Genomic DNA, 16,147 nt, shown 5'->3' on the forward strand with positions numbered 1-16,147 from the left:
GAGGGGTCATCTTGCGATGACCCCTCTTTGTTTTGTGTCGGCCAGCGGACGGATTCAGTTCACGGCGTAGAACGCGTGCTCGCCAATCGTTACGCTCGGACGGTTGTGCGACCAGAACGGCGAGATCGCGGTGGTGGCGAAATGATCCGCGTGCGGCACCAGCATGCGGCGCTGCCCCGGCGGAAGCTGCCAGTTGTGGATCGAGTTGCCGGCCACATCCCAGGCCTTGACGAACGCATCGAGATTGTTGAGCTCGAACGAGCCGGGTGTGGTGGTCGTGGCGAACTGGTGCGGTGCCGTCACCACCTTGCACACGGTGTTGCCGTAATGACCGCGGTCGCGGCGGCGCAAGGCCACTTCGGCCACTGCAAGCTGGCCGAGCGTCGGCTCACTGCGTGCTTCCAGGTAAACGGTGGTGGCAAGACAGGCCTGGTCGGCCACGGGCTGCGGCATCAGTGTCGTCAGCCACAACAACAACGAAAGTTTCATTTCTGCCTCCAACGTGCTGTACGCGTAAAGCGAATTGCTGCTTCGTGCGCCGTTGCGGTGGACGGGCGGGCAGGCCGTTCCACCTGGATCTGTCGCCATGACCGAAACTTGTGGCCATGACGCTTTGCCACGGGATTGTGGCGGTTCGAGCGGCGATACCTGGCCGATCGGGATTGGGGTCATCGGGCTTGCGCGGCCGCGTTGGCCGTATTGCTTCCGACTGCTTCGCACTCGTTGATGGCGAGGCGATGGTCCATCCGGCCTGTTGTTGCCGGGTCGCGCCGATACGGATGCTTCCGGTTCGTCGCGTCAATCGGCACCCCGTGTTCCGGATGCCGCGATATTCGATCGGCGGAGCCTAGTGGCCGAACAGACCGCTGGCAAGTGCCGCGCTGCCGAAGTTTAACTTGCACTCACGATTCATTGACAAGTGCCATCGTGAAATTTCGTGTGCACGCACGCAACATTCATGCCGGCCATGCTGCCTTCAACGCAATCTTCACCTGATTGTCGAAGGCGGGGGCAACGTCTTGATTCACGTGAGCCGCGACATCGTCGCTCAGCACCAGCAAGGCTTCGATGACGTCGCCGTCAGCGACGACATCCAGCACGCAGCCGACCTCCCGTCCATCCATGCGCAGTATCTCGCCAGCAGGTATGGGCTGCGACAACTCGACGCGGTGCAGATGATGTTTGTGTCCGCCGCGAAAGTGCAGCCGCGCGACGATCTCCTGGCCCGGATAGCAACCCTTGTCGACGACAACGGCATGCAGGCGTTGCAGCGACAATGCCGCCGGCAGCATCGCATCGAGTGCGGATGCCGGCAGCCACGGCCAGCCTTCGCGCAATTGCAGCAGACGCCACACATCGTCGGAAGTTGGTGTCGTGACGATATCGAGACTGTGACTGCCGCAGCCCAGTGAAATCACCTCGCCATCGTCGCTGACTGCATGCATGGCTCGTGCGTTGCCGGTCGTCAATGCACGCAGGGGCAGCGCGGCGAGGTCGAGCCTGGAGCGAAAGACGAATCGGCGCAGCGCATCGGCCATGGCCGCCGAGCTGCCACCGCGCAGCAGCAGCAGGTAGCGCTCCCCGTCGAGGCGGGCAAGATGGAACAGGGCGCGCACGCGACCCTTCGCATCCAGCCACGCACTGAATTGCCACTGGCCGACATTGAGCAGGTCGACCCTGCTGCTGAACTGCGCATGCGCGAACGCTGCAGCGTCGGGGCCTTCGAGCAGCAGGGTTTCGGCGGGCGGGGACGGGTGCATGGTCGACGGAGTTTGGGGCGATCGTTGCCGTGCACAAGTGGCCTGCGGCGGCGAGCGCGAAGGGTGGTCAGGGGTTTCCACAGGTTGTGCTGTCCTGACGCAAGTATTAACCTTCGTCGGCTACCAAATACCATGTCCGATACCTTTCTTCCCGTCGAATCCACGCCTGCTTCGGTTGAACCGGAGGCGACCGCTGTTCCGGCCGCTCCCTCGCAGGACAGGATCGGCGCGGAACGTCCGGCACCGGATCCCACGCGCTACGGCGACTGGGAAAAGAACGGACGTTGCATCGACTTCTGATCCATCACGGCAGCGGTCATCGTCGTACTCAGGGGCAGTCGCCGAGGCGGACATCAGCATGAATACCAGCGATTCCACATCAGGATAGCCGCCATGGCAGATACGCAACGACCGACTTCACCGCATCTGCAGATCTACAAGAGGCAGGTGCAGATGATGACTTCCATCACGCATCGCGCCACCGGCATCGCGTTGGCTGTCGGCAGCCTGCTGGTGGTTTGCGGCCTGTTGCAGCTGGCCGCAGGTGAAGACAGCTTCAACCACTTCAAGAGCATCATCGGCAGCCCGCTCGGCGTGATCCTGCTGCTCGGCTGGAGCTGGTCGCTGTTCTATCACCTGTGCAACGGCATCCGGCACCTGATCCAGGATGCCGGGTTCGGCTACGAGATTCCCCAGTTCGTGCGTTCCAGCTGGCTGTCGGTGGTCGGCAGCATCGTGCTGACCGTGCTGGTGTGGACTTACGTATTGACAGCCGGGGGTGCGGCATGAGCGCGAAGGAGGCCGTGGTGAAGGATCGGCGCAATCCGATGAAGGTTGCGCGCGGCCTGGGCTCGTCCCAGTCCGGCGTGGGCCACTGGTGGACCCAGCGGGTCACTGCCGCGGCGCTGGTGCTGCTGGGCATCTGGTTCGTGCTCACCGTGCTGTGCCTGTTGCACGCCGACTACGCCACGGCGCGCGCCACGGTGGCGAAGCCGTGGAACGCGCTGCTGCTGATCGCGTTCGTGCTCACCATGTTCTGGCATGCCGTGCTCGGCTTGCAGGTGGTGATCGAAGATTACGTGCATGTCCGCTGGAAGGAGGTCGTGCTGATGGTGGCGATCAAGTTCATCGCGGTGCTGGGCGCGCTCGCTGGCGTGCTCGCCGTGCTGCGCATTGCGCTGACCCCCTAAGACGCGAGGCCGAGTATTCATGGAAAGCTACAAGATTCAGCAGCACGACTATGACGTGATCGTGGTCGGTGCCGGTGGGGCAGGGCTGCGTGCCACCTTCGGCCTGGCCGAAAAGGGACTCAAGGCGGCCTGCATCACCAAGGTATTTCCGACCCGCTCGCATACCGTGGCAGCGCAGGGTGGCATTTCCGCCGCACTCGGCAACATGGGCGAGGACGACTGGCGCTTCCACTTCTACGACACCGTCAAGGGCGGCGACTGGCTCGGCGACCAGGACGCGATCGAGTACATGTGCAAGAACGCGCCGGCGGCGATCATCGAGTTGGAGCATTACGGCGTGCCGTTCTCGCGCACCGAGGAAGGCAAGATCTACCAGCGCCCGTTCGGCGGCATGACCACGCATTACGGCAAGGGCACCGCACAGCGCACCTGCGCTGCGGCCGACCGCACCGGCCACGCGATCCTGCACACGCTGTATCAGCAGGCGCTGGCACACGACGCCACGTTCTTCATCGAGTACTTCGCGATCGATCTGATCTTCGACGCGGACGGCGTCTGTCGCGGCGTGCTGGCACTCGACATGAACGAGGGCACCTTGCACTTCTTCCGCGGCCAGGCCGTGGTGCTGGCCACCGGCGGTTACGGTCGCGCCTATTTCAGCGCCACCTCGGCGCATACCTGCACCGGCGACGGCGGTGGCATGGTGCTGCGCGCCGGCCTGGCGCTGCAGGACATGGAGTTCGTGCAGTTCCATCCCACCGGCATCTACGGTGCCGGCTGCCTGATCACCGAGGGCGTGCGCGGCGAGGGTGGTTTCCTCACCAACTCCGAAGGCGAGCGTTTCATGGAACGCTACGCGCCCAGCGCGAAGGATCTGGCCTCGCGCGACGTGGTCAGCCGCGCGATGACGATCGAGATCCGCGAAGGCCGTGGCGTCGGCGAGCACAAGGATCATCTGTTCTTGAACCTGATGCACCTCGGCCCCGAGGTGATCCACGAGCGGCTGCCGGGCATCGCCGAATCGGCGCGCATCTTCGCCGGTGTCGACGTGGCCAAGGAGCCGATCCCGGTGCTGCCGACCGTGCACTACAACATGGGCGGCATCCCCACCAACTATCACGGCGAAGTCGTGCAGAAGCGCGGCGACGACGTCGACGCCGTGGTGCCGGGCCTGTTCGCGATCGGCGAGGCCGCCTGCGTCTCCGTGCACGGCGGCAACCGGCTCGGTTCCAACTCGCTGCTCGACCTGGTCGTGTTCGGTCGCGCGGTGGCGCATCGCTGCGCCGAGCTGATCCAGCCCGGTGCCGCGCACAAGGATCTGCCCACGACGGTGCTGGACCAGTCGCTGGCGCGCTTCGACGCCTTGCGCCACGCCAACGGCGGCACGCCGACGGCGCAGATTCGCCTGGCCATGCAGCGCACGATGCAGAAGGACGCCGCCGTGTTCCGCACCGGCGAGACGCTGGCCGAGGGCAAGCAGAAGATCGCCGAGGTGTTCGGCATGTTCGCCGATGTCAAGGTCAGCGACCGCTCGCTGGTGTGGAACTCCGACCTGATCGAGACGCTGGAGCTGTCCAACCTGCTGGCGCAGGCGGTGGCCACGATGGACTCGGCCGAGCAGCGACTGGAAAGCCGTGGCGCGCAGGCGCGCGAGGATTACCCCGAGCGCGACGACGTCAACTGGATGAAGCACACCCTGGTGTGGATCGACGAGGCCGGCAAGTCGCGTTTCGATTTCCGTCCGGTGCACATGCATCCGATGACCGACGAGGTCAAGGCCGTGCCGCCGGCGAAGCGCGTCTACTGAACGTATCGAAACGCTGTCGGGGCCACGGCCCTGAACGTGTCGAAAAGCTGTCGGGGCCAAAGCCCCTCCTACACGAAGATTTGAAGGGTTCCGCACATGGCAGAGTTTTCGCTACCGAAGAATTCGAAGATCCAGCCCGGCAAGCATTACCCGGCCAAGGATGCGAAGAAGCCGCGTACCTTCCGCATCTATCGCTGGTCGCCGGACGACGGACAGAATCCGCGCATCGACACCTACGAGGTCGACCTGGCCGCCTGCGGCCCGATGGTTCTGGACGCGCTGCTGAAGATCAAGAACGAGATCGATCCCACGCTGACCCTGCGCCGCTCTTGCCGCGAAGGCATCTGCGGTTCGTGCGCGATGAACATCGACGGCACCAACACGCTGGCCTGCACCTGTGCGATCGACAGCGTCGCCAAGGGTGACGTGAAGATCTACCCGCTGCCGCACATGCCGGTGGTGAAGGATCTGGTGCCGGACCTGACCCACTTCTACGCCCAGTTCGCCTCGATCAAGCCGTGGCTGCGCACGCAGAGCCCGGCTCCCGACAAGGAACGGCTGCAGTCGCCGGAAGAGCGTAAGAAGCTCGATGGGCTGTACGAGTGCATCCTGTGCGCGTGCTGCTCCACCAGTTGCCCGAGCTACTGGTGGAACGGCGACAAGTATCTCGGCCCGGCGATCCTGCTGCAGGCCTATCGCTGGATCGTCGACTCGCGTGATGAAGCGACTGGCGAACGCCTGGATGATCTGGAAGACCCGTTCAAGCTCTATCGCTGCCACACCATCATGAACTGCACGCGCACCTGCCCGAAGGGCCTGAACCCGGCCAAGGCGATTGCGGAGATCAAGAAGCTGATGGTGGAGCGGCGTTCGGCGTAATGCAGCCGTCGCCGTGTAGCGGCGACACCGCATATCCTCTCCCCTCCGGGGAGAGGGCAGGGTGAGGGGCGGGTGCTTGCGTGGAAGTTGATCGAAGAGGTCTTTTGATGATGGCTCTGCGCAAAAGCATCCCCTCACCTCAATCCTCTCCCCGCAGGGGAGAGGAGGGAAACGCGGCGCTGCGCGCGGTTTTATTTTATGAGAGCTGAGGGCCGCCTGCGCTGGCGCGCCCGCCGTGGCACCCGCGAGCTCGATGCCTTGTTCGGCGGCTGGCTGGACGAACGTTTCGCCGCTGCCGACGAGGCGCAGCAACAGGCCTTCGACGAACTGCTCGACATGCAGGATCCGGATCTGTGGGACTGGGTGATGGGCCATGCGCGCCCGCCGCGGGCAGACTGGCAGGCGATCATCGATGACATCCGCGCCCGCCATCGGCTTTGACTATTCGCCATCGCGCTGGCTGCGGCGCGTTCTGCTGCTTGTTGCCGCGCTGGCCGCTTTGGCGGTGATGCTTTGCTCGCTGCCGCTCTGGCCCAGACTGGCGCTGGTGGTCGTGGTCCTGCTTGCCACATGGCGGACACACCGCCAGTGGGTATTGCCGGTCGTGGTGGCGGCAGGCTGGGGCAGCGGACCGGACTGGACGTTGCACATGGCCGACAACGAAGACGTGGCCGCCGAGCTGCTTTCGTTCCGTGTGCTCGGCCCGTTCGTGCTGCTGCGCCTGAGTGCGGCCGATCGTGGCGTGCACGCGCTCCTGCTGGCGCCGGACAACAGCGATGCCGATATCCGCCGCCGCCTGCGCATGCGCCTCGCCACGGTGACGCCGGGCGAGGCCTTGCCGCGGCTGTGAACCGCCGGCAACTTCGCCGGATCGGCGGGGTCTCACCGAATACCTGATAATGGATGACCGGGCGGCCCGCCCAGTGACCACCACAAGCGAACCGCCCATGTTCCGACCGCTCGAACTTTTCATCGGCCTGCGCTACACCCGCGCCAAGCGTCGCAATCAGTTCATCTCGTTCATCTCCACCGTCTCGATCGTCTGCATCGCGATCAGCGTGATCGCGTTGATCACCGTGATGTCGGTGATGAACGGCTTCGACTACCAGATGCGCTCGCGCATCCTCGGTGCGGTATCGCAGGCGACGATCGTCAGCGTCGAAGGCGCCATCCAGGACGTGCCGAAGGCGCTCGGGATCGCGCAGGCGAATCCGCACGTGCTGGGCGCAGCGCCCTACGTCGAGAGCGAGGCGATGCTGCTGGCGCGGCGATCCGCGGGCGCGCGGGTGCGCGGGATCGAGCCGGCCGACGAGCCGAAGGTCGTCGATATCGGCCAGCACATGGTCGAAGGCAAACTCGACGATCTGACGGCGGGAAGCTGGAACATCATTCTCGGCCGCGACCTGGCGCTGCAGCTCGGCGTCGGCGTGGGCGACCGGGTGACCATGGCCGTGCAGGAAATGCGCGCCACGCCGATGGGCGGCATCCCGCGCATGCGCAGTTTCCACGTGGTGGGCACGTTCCAGCTGGGCATGGAGCAGTTCGATTCCGGTCTGGCCCTGGTCAACATGCACGACGCCGAGAAGCTCAACGACCTGAGCGGGCCGACCGGCATCCGCTTGCGCCTGGACGACCTGTTCAGCGCGCGTCCGGTCGCGCGCGAACTGGCCGACAAGCTCGGCCAGTACTACGGCGTGCGCACCTGGATGGACGAAAACGCGAACCTGTTCCATGCGCTGTCGATGGAGAAGATGGTGATGTTCATCATCCTCTCGCTGATCGTGCTGGTGGCGGTGATCAACCTGATCTCGATGCTGATGATGCTGGTCACCGACAAGCAGGCCGACATCGCGATCCTGCGCACGCTGGGCGCCACACCGCGCAGCATCATGGGCACGTTCATGGTGCAGGGTTTGCTGGTCGGGTTCGTGGGCATCGGTTTCGGCGTCGGCCTGGGTTCGCTGCTGTCGTGGAAGCTGCCCGGCATCATCAAGTGGATCGAGCACACCTTCCACGTCACCTTCCTGTCGCCCGACGTCTACTACATCAGCGAAGTGCCCAGCCGGCTGGACTGGCATGACGTGGGCTGGGTCGCGCTGCTGACTTTCGCTTTCTCGTTGCTCGCCACCCTTTACCCCGCGTGGCGCGCCTCGCGCACGCAGCCGGCGCAGGCCTTGCGCTATGAATGAGAAAACCATGCAATCGACCAGCGAGAATGTGCTGCGTGCCAGCCACGTGGCCAAGACCTACGCCGAGGGCGGGCTGCGCACCAATGTGCTGAGCGATGTCAGCTTCACCCTGAAGCGCGGCGAGACGATGGCGATCGTCGGTGCCTCCGGTTCGGGCAAGAGCACCTTGCTGCACATCATCGGTGGGCTGGACACGCTCACGGCCGGCGAGGTCGAGGTCGAAGGCCGGGTGTTGTCGACCCTGTCCGACGCCGAGCGCGGCCGCGTGCGCAACCGCTCGCTCGGTTTCATCTACCAGTTCCACCATCTGCTGCCGGAGTTCACCGCGCTGGAGAACGTGTGCATGCCGCTGCTGATCCGCGGCACCGCGATCGGCGAGGCGCAGAAGCAGGCCACAACCCTGCTGGAGCGGGTCGGCCTGGGCGCGCGCACCCATCACAAGCCATCGGAACTGTCCGGTGGCGAGCGCCAGCGCTGTGCGGTGGCGCGCGCACTGGTGACCCGGCCGGCCTGCGTACTCGGTGACGAGCCCACCGGCAATCTCGACGAGGCGAACGCCGCCCAGGTGTATGCCCTGATGCTGGAACTCAACCACGAGATCGGCACCAGCTTCATCCTGGTTACCCACGATCCGCACCTGGCCGCGAAGATGGATCGCACCCTGGTGTTGCACAACGGGGTGTTGCAGGAAGGCGTGGCGGGCTGACGTCGAACGGGCCGGGTCGGCGCCCGCCTACAGGCTTTTCGTCCCCGGCCGTGGATGTGCCGCGCTAGGCTCGGGCTATCCGGCAGGAAGCGGGACGGAACGGCATGACGCGAGCGGGGGCAAGGCCTGCGGCCATCATCACGGCGATCGCGCTGCTGTTCGGTGTGTTGCTGGTGCAGTGCCTCGCGCGCCTGCCTTCGCCGTGGTGGGCGCTGCTGATCCTGCTCGGCGCGCTCGGTCTGGCCTGGCGTTGCCCGCGCTGGCGCTGGCTGGCCTGCGTGCTGTTCGGGGTGGCCTGGGCACTCTGGCGCGGTGCATCGGCGATGGACGCGCGCCTGCCGCGCACCCTGGAAGGGCGTGACGTCACGGTGGTCGGCAGCCTGGTCGGCTTGCCGCTGGCGCGTACCGATGCCAGCCGGTTCACCCTGCGAGTGGAACACGCCACGCTGGATGGGCAGCCGCTCGATCTGCATGGACGCATCACGGTGTCGTGGTACGACGGCGCGCCACCGTTGCAGCCGTGTACCCGCTGGCATCTGCTGCTGCGCCTGAAGCGTCCGCGCGGCCTGCTCGATCCCGGTGCTGCCGACAGCGAGCGCTCGGCGCTGGAGCGCGGCATCGTCGCCACCGGTTACGTGCGCGACGATGATGACAACCGCATGCTGGACGCGCCCTCGTGGTGCGTCGACGGTGTGCGCACGGCGATCGCCCGTGCCATCGAGACGCGCGTGCATGATCCGCACGATGCCGCCTTGCTGCGCGCGTTCGCGGTGGGCGACACGCGTGGCCTCGGCCAGGACGACTGGGCCGTGGCGCGGGCGAACGGGGTATCGCACCTGATCGCGATTTCCGGCTTCCACGTCGGCGTGGCGGCGGTGTTCGGGGTGTGGCTTGCGCTGCTCGTCTATGGTGCGTGGCCCCGGCTCGGGCTGTGGTTGCCGCGAGCGCAGGCGCAGGCTGCCGCGGCGCTGCTGGCGGCGGGTGTCTACAGCGCGCTGGCCGGTTTCGGTCTGCCTACCGTGCGCACCTTGCTGATGATCGCGGTGGTGGCGCTGGCACGTTGCAGTCGTCGCGGCAGCAGCGGCGCGCATTCGCTGGCGCTGGCCCTGATCGCGATCGTGCTGGTCGATCCGCTGGCGGTGCTGGCTGCTGGTTTCTGGCTGTCCTTCGTCGGCGTGGCCTTTCTCATCCTGTACCTGCAGTCGCATGGGCGCGGCTGGCGCGCATTCCTGCGCGAGCTGTCGGCCGGGCAAATGCTGATGACGGTGGCCTTGCTGCCGCTGACCCTGTGGTTCTTCGGACAGGCCTCGCTGGTGGGTGCGCTGTCGAACCTGATCGCGGTGCCGCTGGTCAGCTTCGTGATCGTGCCTTGTGCGCTGTTCGGCATGCTGCTGCTGGCGTTGTGTCCGCCGCTGGCCACGCCGGTGCTGTGGCTGGCCGCGCATATCGTGCATGCGCAGTGGTGGCTGCTCGAGCGCATGGCGGGCTGGCCCGGCGCGCAGTGGTATCTGCCGATGGTGCACCCGCTGGCCTTGCTGCTGGCCGTGCTTGGCGCGTTGTGGATGTTCCTGCCGCGCGGCGTGCCGCTGCGCTGGCTCGGGGCGTTGCTGTTCCTGCCGCTGTTGCTGCCGCCGCGCAGCGTCCCGGCCGAGGGTGCGTTCCAGGTCTGGGTGCTGGACGTGGGTCAGGGCCTGTCCGTGCTGCTGCGCACGCACGGACACGCGCTGGTCTACGACACCGGGGCGCGCTATCCCTCGGGCTTCGACCTGGGCGACGCGGCGGTGTTGCCGGTGATCCACGCGCTCGGTGTCACGCGGCTGGACATGCTGATGATCAGCCATGGCGACAACGATCACGCCGGTGGCGCGGAAGCCGTGGTCGACGCGTTTCCGCAGGCACGTCGCCTCGCCGGCGAGCCTGCGCGCATGCGGGTGCCGATGGCGCAATGCGTGGCCGGGCAGGCGTGGCAATGGGACGGCGTGCGTTTCCGCGTGCTCAGTCCGGCGCCCGGCGGCGGCGATCGCGACAACGACAGTTCCTGCGTGCTGCTGGTGGAAGGACGCGGCGGCCGCCTGCTGCTGAGCGGGGACATCAGTTCGAAGGTGGAGCCGGCGGTCGCTGCCGCGCTGGACGCCGGTCCGCCGCCGGTGCTGGTGGTGCCTCATCACGGCAGCAAGAGTTCTTCCAGCGCCGCTTTCATCGCGGCGCTGCGGCCGCCGCTGGCGCTGGTCTCGGCGGGCTGGCGCAACCGCTTCGGGCACCCGCGGCCGGAGGTGGTGGCGCGCTACACCGAGGCCGGAGTGCCGCTGTTCAACACTGCCGTGGAGGGGGCGCTGGAAGTGGATTTTCCCGCCGACGGGCCGCCGCGACGCGAGCCGGGCTGGCGCCTGCGGCAGCCCCGCTACTGGCGCGAGTGACGATCTCCCGGCTCCCGGATTGCCACGCCTGCCGCAGTACGTGGGAGCGACGCTGCTATCATGCGCGCTTCCTGAGCGGTGGGTGACGAGGTCGAACGGTGCTGGATATCCTGATGGCGGGCGGCTGGGCAATGGTGCCCATCCTGATCTGTTCGGCGGTCGCGCTGGCGATCGTGCTGGAGCGCTGCTGGACCTTGCGTCGCAGCTCGGTGCTGCCGCCGGGTCTGGGCGACGAGGTGCGCCAGTGGGCGCGTAGCGGCCAGCTCGATCCGGGCCATCTCGAAGCGCTGTCGAACGGCTCGCCGCTGGGCGAGCTGCTGGCGGCGGCGCTGGCCGTGCGCCGGCAGCCGCGCGAGATCATCAAGGAGCGCATCGAGGACACCGGTCGCCACGTGGTGCACCGGATGGAGCGCTATCTCAACACGCTGGGCACGATCGCCCTGATCGGTCCGCTGCTGGGTCTGTTCGGCACCGTGATCGGCCTGATCCGCATGTTCATGGAAGTGATGGGCGGCGGCATCGGCGATCCGGCGAAGATGGCCGGCGGCATCGGCGAGGCGCTGATCTGCACCGCCTCGGGCCTGACCGTGGCGATCCCCGCCTATGTGCTGCACCGCTACTTTCGCTCGCGCGTGGCGGGCTATTGCGTGCAGATGGAGAAGCAGGCAACCGCCTTGCTCGACGACCTGACCCTGGCGCCGCCAGCCCCGGCACCCGCCCGTGCACGCCGCGCCCCGGCGCCGGCCGCCCCGAGCGCAGGCTGAGGAGCGGGCCATGCGCATCGGCAACGACCGCCGCGGAGACGATTTCGAGATCAACGTGATCCCGTTGATCGACGTGCTGCTGACCCTGCTGATGTTCTTCGTGCTGACCAGCACCTTCGTGCAGCATTCGCGGCTGAAGGTGACCTTGCCGCAGGCCAGCACCACGGACCGCGACATGAATGCGCCGGCGTTGACCATCATGATCGACCGCGATGGCCGGTTTTATGTGGGCAGTGACGAGGTGATGGGCGAGGGCATCGAGCCGCTGAAGCAGACCATCGCACGCAATGCAGGCGACAACCGCGACCAGAGCGTGACGATTCGCGCCGATGCGATGACGCCGAACCAGAACGTGGTCACCGCGATGGATGCGCTGGGCCAGCTCGGCTTCACCCATCTGTCGATCGCCACCACCCCGAGCAAGCCGGGCGCCGCTCAATGAGCGCGGACCAGGCCGAGGCGCCGGATACCGGGAGCTGGCCGACCTACAAACGCCTGCTTGGCTACACGCGGGGCTACTGGGCGATCGGCCTGGTCGCCTTCGTCGGCATGCTGGCCGACGGCGGTGGCCTGGCCCTGTTCACCGGCCTGATCAAGCCGATGATCGACAACCTGTTCGCGCTGAAGGATCCGTACCTGATCTTCTGGATGCCGATCTGGATCATCGCGATCTTCTCGGTGCGTTCGCTGGGTACCTTCGTCAGCGACTACGGTGTCTCCTATGTCGGCCGGCACGTGGTGCAGGCGATGCAGCACGAGGTTTTCGCCGTCTACCTGAAGCTGCCGGCCCCGTATTTCGGCAGCGAGCCTTCGGGTCAGCAGGTGTCGCGCATCACCTATACCAGCGAGCAGGTCGCCGCGGCCGCGAGCAGCGCCGCGAAGATCGCGGTCACCGACGGTTTTACCGTGATCGCGATGCTGTTCGTGATGCTCTGGTACAGCCCCTATCTCACGCTTTCGCTGCTGGTGATGGTACCGGCGATCGCGCTGGTGGCGACCGTGGTCGCCCGTCGCTACCGGCAGATCAGCCGGCGCATCCAGGGCAGCATGGGTTCGGTCACCGGCACGGTGGAAGAATCGGTGGGTGCCCATCGCGAAGTGCGCGTGTATGGCGGCCAGGCGCATGAGGCATCGCGGTTCGACCAGATCACCCGGCATACGCGGCGGCTGAACCTGAAGATCGCGGCCACCAATGCGGCGTCCAGTTCGACCGTGCAACTGGTCGCGGCCAGCGCGCTGGCCGCCCTGGTCTTTCTCGGCACGCGGCCGGCGGTGCTGGCCAGCATGACACCCGGCGTGTTCTTTTCCGTGCTCACCGCGATGGGCACCATGCTGCCGTCGCTGAAGCGGCTGGCCAATGTGCAGGCGAACATCCAGCGCGGCCTGTCGGCGGCCGAGGATATCTTCGCGGTGATCGACCTGCCGCCGGAACAGGACAACGGCAAGATCGAGCTGCAGCGAACGCGCGGCGAGCTGCGTTTCGTCGGGGTGAGCCTGGTCTATCCGCGTAACGAGTGCGAGGCCCTGCGCGGGGTCGATCTCGATTGCGCACCGGGTACGGTCACCGCTCTGGTCGGTCGCTCGGGCAGCGGCAAGAGCAGCCTCGTCAGCCTGCTGCCGCGCTTCAACGAACCCAGTGCCGGTCGCATCGTGCTGGATGGCGCGGATTACGAAAACTACACGCTGACGTCGTTGCGGCGGCAGATCGCCTGGGTGGGGCAGAGCGTGATGTTGTTCGACGACACCGTCGCGAACAACATCGCCTACGGTGAACTGGCCGGCGCCAGCGAGGCGGACATCGTCGCTGCGGCCGAAGCGGCGAACGCCATGGAATTCATCGCCGCGCTACCGCGAGGCATCCACACGCAGGTCGGGCAGGGCGGCAACACCTTGTCGGGCGGCCAGCGCCAGCGCATCGCGATCGCCCGCGCGATTCTCAAGAATGCGCCGATCCTGGTACTGGACGAGGCGACCAGCGCGCTCGATACCGAATCGGAGCGGTTGATCCAGCAGGCACTGCAGCGGCTGATGAAGGATCGCACCACCTTGGTGATTGCCCATCGCCTGTCCACCGTGGAGGGCGCAGACCAGATCGCGGTGATGGACCAGGGCCGCATCGTCGAGCGTGGCACCCATGCCGAGCTGATCGCGCTGGACGGACAGTACGCCATCCTGCAACGGATGCAGTTCCACGATCTCGCGGCCAGCCCGGCCAGCCACTGAGGATCATCCATGGCGCTGATCGATACGCTCGAATCAGCCTGGTATGGCGATGGCCGCCCGCCGTGGTGGACGTGGCCGCTGGCGGCGTTGTACGGCGCGGTGGTGCGCCTGCGCGGCTGGCTCTACCGGATCGGCGCGATGCGCAGCGTACGCCTGCCGGTGCCGGTCATCGTGGTCGGCAATCTCAGCGTGGGCGGCACCGGCAAGACGCCGCTGACCATCGCGCTGGCCGGGGCGTTGAGCGCGCGCGGCTACCATCCTGGCGTCGTCAGCCGCGGTCATGGCGGCCGCCGGCGCGAACCGATGTTGCTGGGCGACCAGCCCGACCCGACCGAGGTCGGCGACGAACCCTGTCTGATCCGCGCCAGCGGCGTGCCAGTGGCGGTCGGGCGCGATCGCCCCGCCGCGGCGCGGCTGCTGCTCGACGCGGGCTGCGATGTCGTGGTGGCCGATGACGGCCTGCAGCATTACGCGCTGGCGCGCGACATGGAGATCTGCGTGATCGACGGCACGCGCCGCTTCGGCAACGGCCGGCTGTTGCCGGCGGGTCCGCTGCGTGAGCCGCGGTCGCGCCTCGCGCGAGTGGACTTTCGCGTGTGCAATGGCGGACTGCCGGCCGGCGGAGAATTTTCGATGCAGTTGCTGGGCGACGAGGCAGTAGCCTTGCATGATGGCGAGCGCCGTCCGCTGGCGCAGTTTGCCGGCCAGCACGTGCACGCCGTGGCGGCGATCGGCCATCCCGCGAGGTTCTTCGCCAGCCTGCGCGCCGCCGGCATCGAGCCGATCGAACATGCCTTTGCCGATCATCACGCCTTTGTCGCGGGCGACCTGGATTTCGGCGATCGGCTGCCCGTGCTGATGACCGACAAGGATGCGGTGAAGTGCCGGCATTTTGCCCGCCCGGACTGGTGGCGGGTTCCCGTTCGCGCCGAATTGCCGGCGGCGTTTTACGAGGCGCTGGGTGAACGCCTGGATGGCTTGCGCCGCGAGACGGGTTCGCCGGCGACGTAGATGCGGCGCGCGAGGTTGCCGCCGATCCAGTAGCACAGCTCGGCCGGGCGGCGCGCGTTCCAGATCACCAGGTCGGCGCGCTGGCCGACCGCCAGCGTGCCGCGATCGCTCAGGCCCAGCGCGCGGGCCGCGTGGATGGTTACCCCGCGCAGGGCTTCTTCAGGGGTCAGCCGGAACAGGGTGCAGGCCATGCCGGCCGCCATGCGCAGCGACAGCAGCGGCGAGGTGCCGGGGTTGCAGTCGGTGGCGACGGCCATCGGCACGCGGTGTTCGCGCAGCAGGTCGATTGGCGGCAGTTTCGTTTCGCGCAAGGCGTAGAACGCTCCGGGCAGCAGCACGGCGACGGTGCCGGCGGTGGCCATCGCCCTGGCGCCGGACTCGCTCAAATGCTCCAGATGATCGGCGGACTGCCCGCCGTATTCGGCAACGAGTGCCGCGCCGTCCTGATCCGACAACTGCTCCGCGTGCAGCTTCACCGGCAGGCCGAGCTCGCGCGCGCGCGCGAACAGGCGGCGGGTTTCGGCCAGGGTGAATCCGATGTTCTCGCAGAACGCGTCGACCGCGTCGACCAGGCCTTCGGCGGCCAGTGTCGGCAGCATCTCGTCGCAGACCAGCGCCACGTAGTCGGCGCGCCGATCCCGGTATTCCGGTGGCAGCGCGTGCAGGCCGAGGAAACTGGTGCGTACGCTGATCCCCAGTTCGCGACCGAGGCGACGCGCCACGCGCAACATGCGCCGTTCGCTGTCCAGCTCCAGGCCGTAGCCGGACTTGATCTCCAGCGTGGTCACGCCGTCGGCGAGCAGGGTCTGCGCGCGCGGCAGGGCCTGCGCGTACAGCATGTCCTCACTGGCGGCGCGGGTGGCCTCGACGGTGGACACGATGCCGCCGCCGGCGCGGGCAATCTCCTCGTAGCTGGCGCCATTCAGCCGCAGGTCGAACTCGTCGGCGCGGTCGCCGCCGAACACCAGGTGGGTGTGGCAGTCGATCAGGCCAGGACTGACCAGCGCGCCATCGAGCGATTCCACCTCGGCCGCGAGCAGCTGCGGCGCATCAGGCAGCTCGTTCGTGCGACCCACCCAGGCGATGCGCCCGTGCTGCATTGCGATCGCCGCCTGCTCGATCAGGCCGCAGGGCGTGTCGTCGGCGAACGTTGCCAGCGTGGCATTCAACAGCAATCGGTCCCAGCGTGGCGAGTTCATCG

At 67.0% G+C, this 16,147-nt stretch carries 17 protein-coding genes; 14 read left to right on the forward strand and 3 right to left on the reverse strand.

The features are described 5' to 3' along the window. Positions 1 to 54: 54 nt before the first annotated feature. Positions 55 to 489 carry a cell wall hydrolase gene (locus B0E47_RS05290; RefSeq protein ID WP_077512963.1) on the reverse strand — a complete coding sequence of 145 codons (435 nt, stop codon included), beginning with the start codon at positions 487 to 489 and terminating at the stop codon, positions 55 to 57. Between the two features lie 467 nt (positions 490 to 956). Beyond that, on the reverse strand, positions 957 to 1,760 hold the full coding sequence (locus B0E47_RS05295) for a folate-binding protein YgfZ (protein ID WP_077512964.1): 804 nt from the start codon (positions 1,758 to 1,760) through the stop codon (positions 957 to 959). A 132-nt stretch (positions 1,761 to 1,892) separates the two neighbouring features. On the opposite strand from B0E47_RS05295, the gene B0E47_RS05300 reads away from it, so the two are divergent. The 14 genes from B0E47_RS05300 to lpxK all read left to right on the forward strand — a co-directional run bounded on the left by B0E47_RS05300 (position 1,893) and on the right by lpxK (position 14,946). Continuing rightward, positions 1,893 to 2,060 carry a DUF1674 domain-containing protein gene (locus tag B0E47_RS05300; RefSeq protein ID WP_077512965.1) on the forward strand — a complete coding sequence of 56 codons (168 nt, stop codon included), beginning with the start codon at positions 1,893 to 1,895 and terminating at the stop codon, positions 2,058 to 2,060. A 93-nt stretch (positions 2,061 to 2,153) separates the two neighbouring features. After that, positions 2,154 to 2,549 carry a succinate dehydrogenase, cytochrome b556 subunit gene (gene sdhC / locus B0E47_RS05305; RefSeq protein WP_077512966.1) on the forward strand — a complete coding sequence of 132 codons (396 nt, stop codon included), beginning with the start codon at positions 2,154 to 2,156 and terminating at the stop codon, positions 2,547 to 2,549. Next, positions 2,546 to 2,950, forward strand: coding sequence for a succinate dehydrogenase, hydrophobic membrane anchor protein (gene sdhD / locus B0E47_RS05310; RefSeq protein ID WP_077512967.1), 405 nt, complete (start codon positions 2,546 to 2,548; stop codon positions 2,948 to 2,950). Before sdhC ends, sdhD begins: the two co-directional genes overlap by 4 nt. Before the next feature lie 19 nt (positions 2,951 to 2,969). Then, positions 2,970 to 4,757, forward strand: coding sequence for a succinate dehydrogenase flavoprotein subunit (gene sdhA, locus B0E47_RS05315; protein WP_077512968.1), 1,788 nt, complete (start codon positions 2,970 to 2,972; stop codon positions 4,755 to 4,757). 96 nt (positions 4,758 to 4,853) lie between these two features. Continuing rightward, the gene (locus tag B0E47_RS05320) at positions 4,854 to 5,636 is read left to right on the forward strand and encodes a succinate dehydrogenase iron-sulfur subunit (protein WP_077512969.1); all 783 of its coding nucleotides are present in this window, start codon (positions 4,854 to 4,856) and stop codon (positions 5,634 to 5,636) included. A 198-nt stretch (positions 5,637 to 5,834) separates the two neighbouring features. Next, on the forward strand, positions 5,835 to 6,077 hold the full coding sequence (locus tag B0E47_RS05325; protein ID WP_077512970.1) for a succinate dehydrogenase assembly factor 2: 243 nt from the start codon (positions 5,835 to 5,837) through the stop codon (positions 6,075 to 6,077). Beyond that, positions 6,049 to 6,486, forward strand: a complete 438-nt coding sequence (locus B0E47_RS05330; RefSeq protein ID WP_077512971.1) for a hypothetical protein — start codon at positions 6,049 to 6,051, stop codon at positions 6,484 to 6,486. Before B0E47_RS05325 ends, B0E47_RS05330 begins: the two co-directional genes overlap by 29 nt. Before the next feature lie 97 nt (positions 6,487 to 6,583). After that, the gene (locus B0E47_RS05335) at positions 6,584 to 7,825 is read left to right on the forward strand and encodes a lipoprotein-releasing ABC transporter permease subunit (protein ID WP_077513002.1); all 1,242 of its coding nucleotides are present in this window, start codon (positions 6,584 to 6,586) and stop codon (positions 7,823 to 7,825) included. Between the two features lie 7 nt (positions 7,826 to 7,832). Next, entirely contained in the window at positions 7,833 to 8,531 is a 699-nt protein-coding gene (lolD, locus tag B0E47_RS05340; protein WP_077513003.1) for a lipoprotein-releasing ABC transporter ATP-binding protein LolD, read from the forward strand. Positions 8,532 to 8,635: 104 nt separating this feature from the next. Beyond that, positions 8,636 to 10,948, forward strand: a complete 2,313-nt coding sequence (locus B0E47_RS05345) for a DNA internalization-related competence protein ComEC/Rec2 (protein ID WP_077512972.1) — start codon at positions 8,636 to 8,638, stop codon at positions 10,946 to 10,948. Positions 10,949 to 11,061: 113 nt separating this feature from the next. Then, complete coding sequence (locus B0E47_RS05350) at positions 11,062 to 11,712, forward strand: MotA/TolQ/ExbB proton channel family protein (RefSeq protein WP_077513004.1); 651 nt, start codon at positions 11,062 to 11,064, stop codon at positions 11,710 to 11,712. A gap of 10 nt (positions 11,713 to 11,722) precedes the next feature. Further along, positions 11,723 to 12,154 (forward strand): biopolymer transporter ExbD, encoded by a 432-nt coding sequence (locus tag B0E47_RS05355; protein ID WP_077512973.1) that lies wholly within the window; start codon positions 11,723 to 11,725, stop codon positions 12,152 to 12,154. After that, positions 12,151 to 13,935: a lipid A export permease/ATP-binding protein MsbA gene (gene msbA / locus B0E47_RS05360; RefSeq protein WP_077512974.1), complete on the forward strand. Its 1,785-nt coding sequence runs from the start codon at positions 12,151 to 12,153 to the stop codon at positions 13,933 to 13,935. The genes B0E47_RS05355 and msbA overlap by 4 nt, the downstream gene beginning before the upstream one ends. 9 nt (positions 13,936 to 13,944) lie before the next feature. After that, positions 13,945 to 14,946 (forward strand): tetraacyldisaccharide 4'-kinase, encoded by a 1,002-nt coding sequence (gene lpxK, locus B0E47_RS05365; RefSeq protein ID WP_077512975.1) that lies wholly within the window; start codon positions 13,945 to 13,947, stop codon positions 14,944 to 14,946. Here lpxK and hutI read toward each other — a convergent pair. Next, positions 14,883 to 16,145, reverse strand: a complete 1,263-nt coding sequence (hutI, locus tag B0E47_RS05370) for an imidazolonepropionase (RefSeq protein ID WP_077512976.1) — start codon at positions 16,143 to 16,145, stop codon at positions 14,883 to 14,885. The two genes, lpxK and hutI, sit on opposite strands and share 64 nt — an antisense overlap. Positions 16,146 to 16,147: the final 2 nt, after the last annotated feature.

It is taken from the genome of Rhodanobacter sp. B05, assembly GCF_002001085.1.
In the GTDB taxonomy this organism is placed as follows: Bacteria; Pseudomonadota; Gammaproteobacteria; order Xanthomonadales; family Rhodanobacteraceae; genus Rhodanobacter.